3 protein-coding genes and 1 pseudogene are annotated in these 3068 nt (G+C 34.3%); all 4 read right to left on the reverse strand.

Annotated elements, in window-relative coordinates; genetic code table 11:
- Window positions 1-382: 382 nt before the first annotated feature.
- The 4 genes and pseudogenes from N0M92_RS28900 to N0M92_RS28915 all read right to left on the reverse strand — a co-directional run bounded on the left by N0M92_RS28900 (window position 383) and on the right by N0M92_RS28915 (window position 2840).
- Window positions 383-1015 carry a type 1 glutamine amidotransferase family protein gene (locus tag N0M92_RS28900; RefSeq protein WP_260289002.1) on the reverse strand — a complete coding sequence of 211 codons (633 nt, stop codon included), beginning with the start codon at window positions 1013-1015 and terminating at the stop codon, window positions 383-385.
- Window positions 1016-1091: 76 nt separating this feature from the next.
- Window positions 1092-2054 carry a helix-turn-helix transcriptional regulator gene (locus tag N0M92_RS28905; protein ID WP_260289003.1) on the reverse strand — a complete coding sequence of 321 codons (963 nt, stop codon included), beginning with the start codon at window positions 2052-2054 and terminating at the stop codon, window positions 1092-1094.
- A 63-nt stretch (window positions 2055-2117) separates the two neighbouring features.
- Window positions 2118-2369 (reverse strand): annotated as a pseudogene (locus N0M92_RS28910) (recombinase family protein); the annotation flags it as partial.
- Between the two features lie 78 nt (window positions 2370-2447).
- A complete protein-coding gene (locus N0M92_RS28915) occupies window positions 2448-2840 on the reverse strand; it encodes a GNAT family N-acetyltransferase (RefSeq protein ID WP_260289004.1) in 393 nt (130 codons plus the stop codon).
- Window positions 2841-3068: the final 228 nt, after the last annotated feature.

Below are 3068 nucleotides of genomic sequence, written 5' to 3' on the forward strand. Positions count from 1 at the left end.
TTCTTTCTCAGTAAAGAGTTTTTTTGGCATTTAATTGTTCTCCGATTCTCCCATTTTTTTCATTATACATAAAAGTACCCTATAGAGCAGACCTTTTTTTAGTGTCTACTCTATAGGGTACAGTTTAAAAACTGGCTAACCTTATAATACGAACGCACCCGTAGTTCCATAAGGAATACAATTAGGGGTACCGTCAGGAAAATGCGGATTTACAACGTTAAGGAATTTTCAATACTAAAAAGCCCAACTTCACCGTTAATTAAGAGAAATTGGGCTTTTTCATTACTCCATAAGCATTTTTAAGTTATATTCAAAAACCATGCTTTGACATTGTCTAAAGCATGGTAATTATTTAAACTAATATAAATCTGCTTTTTTTAGCTCATCTATTTATTGAATTCATTAACTGGAAGAAGTATTCAGGTTTGTGAGTCTTATTTAGATTATACCATGAATGTAATGTATCTGGTGCAAATACATCTAATTTTTTCAGTACTTCCATCGCAAATTCCAGTGGAGCTACTCCTGATGCAGTAACCAAATTCTCACCAGATACCACAGGTCCCATCTCATAAAACTTTTCTCCTTTATAATTAGGACAAACCATTTTAATATACTCTAAGTTATTACTTGTATGCTTTCTAGAATCTAGGTATCCCATATTCGCAAGGGCCTCAGTTGCACCACAAATTGCAGCAACAATAGTGCCAAGCTTTAAAGCTTCGCCAATTTTTTTCATGATTGGTTGATGAATAACTTCTCCCCAAGTATTCCCTCCAGGCAAAACTAAAAGATCTTTACTCTCAAGAGTACACTCATCAAGGGGAATATCTGGTTTTATGCTCAGTCCCCCCATCGTAGTAATAATTTCTTTATTAGCTCCTACTGTAACTACTTTTAAAGGTGCTATATCTTTTTTGAAATATCTTCCTGTGTTTAGTTCGGCAATTAAATATCCATATTCCCAGTCTGACATTGTGTTAAATACATATAGATAAACTTTTTTTGTTTGCATCCAATAACACTCCCAATCACAATTGATATAGCCAATTATAATATAACTTCCCTGACAGCTAACGTCAGGGAAGTTATCATACTTGATGAAATTTTATTAATTCCGACAGAACTTCAATAAGTCTTTTCTTTAGACTTATTGGCTCAATAACTTGAATAGATTTACCGTACGGTAAAAGTAAATAAGGTACATATGTATGTATCATATCCTTTTCAAGAAGAAATACTGCTTGATTTGAAGTCCGTTCTTGTAAATAATGTCCTAAAAACCAATGTTGGCAAATATCTCCTAACGTCCTTGTATTCCCATTAATAACTAAAGAAGTATCCCCTCCCTTAACTTCTATAGTTGGAAGGAGGTTTTTCATAAAAAAGTCACGTGCTGAAAAATTTTCTGGCCGGTTAAACTTATTTTCGGTTAGCATTAGACTTTCAATTCGATCTACTCTAAAACTACGGATATCATCCCTAAGATGACAAAATCCAATCACATACCACTTATTATTCCAATAGATAATTCTGTACGGATCGACCAATCTATAATTTAATTGCTTTTCGCCACTTTTATGGTAAAGAATTTTTACTGAGTACCCGTCAGCTACGGCCTGCTCCAACTCCTTCAAAAAAGGTTCCATAGAGATTGAACTTAATCGACTTATTACTTCAAGACTAGTTAAATGTTGGTTTATCTTTGTTTCCTGCTCTTGATTTGAGTATTTACTTAGTTTTGAAATGGCCCTATTTAGTGCTTCACTTCCATAATATCCGGCTTCTTCTGCAAAAACAGCAGCGTGAAATAGTGAAGTTTGCTCCTCAAAATCAAAAAAAAGAGGAGCCTCAATAAAATTGTTCAATAAAGTGTATCCACCGTTATGTCCTGGTTCTGAAATTATAGGTACGCCACTTGTTGAAATTGTATCAATATAACGATACACAGTCCTTATATTCATCTCTAACTTTTCTGAAATTTGTTTTGCAGTAATTTTTTCACCTGAACGAAGCATCCATAGAATTGCTAACATATTGTCAATTTTAGGCATATAATTCCACCTCTATATGGAATTTATTTTCTATTATATATTTCCGATTTTTGGTATAACTCATCAACTGTTCCTTTCCGATAGCTTTCTATATAATGAGGCCCTAGACACATTTGTAATTTCACAAATTTGATTTACAGTCATATCTCCCTCTTTATAAAGCTTTACTGCATAATTCATTCCTGCATGATTTTTATGGTACTTCTTTAACCGACCTTTAAACTTTCCTTCTTTCTTAGCCAGTTCAATCCCTTCACGCTGCCGCATACGGATAAGATCACGTTCTAATTGGTTTACACCCGCCATCTTCGGTATCCCGGTTGGCCATCGAACTTAAGTGAATTGCTAAAAAATGGGTGGTTCCATCTTCAACTAAACTGCCCCTTTAGTTTATTACTGTTTTTTCCATACCCCACCTGAACAAGGAGTAAAGCCACAAGTTTCATAAAAATTTTTATGTTTGGGATCATACGTTAAGGTAACAATTTCTAAACCATACCGTTCAGACTCTCTTAATAATTTTCTTACTAACTCCACACCAATTCCTATTTTTTGATAATCAGGATGAACAATGATGTCTTCCATATAACCATGTTCTAATCCCGTGCCTGCAACATAACCAAATGCTATAAGTTTATTATTTTCGTTTCTTACTCCAGCCCAAAAGTTACATCGTTTAAATAAGGTTGGAAAATCTTTGTCTCGTCTTCCCCATCCAACAAGTTCTCTTAATTCAGGTATTTCATGATTAGATATTGGCATGTTTATTATGACTTTATAATTCATTTAGTTCCCCTTTTCCTCATCTAAATTAAAATTCAAGATACTAATTTCTATAGGATGAAGATTAATTCCTTGTTGAACTAAACTGCCCCGGATAGTTCCATAAATAAAGTAGGGAAACCACTCTCGTGGCTTCCCCCTTATCAAACCGTACGTGCCCTATTAAGGCATACGGCTTACCCATATGTTATAAATGTTTATCAAGAGGATGCGTTCCAGGCATTTTGCATC

It is taken from the genome of Peribacillus aracenensis, from assembly GCF_025175645.1.
Lineage (GTDB): Bacteria > Bacillota > Bacilli > Bacillales > DSM-1321 > Peribacillus > Peribacillus aracenensis.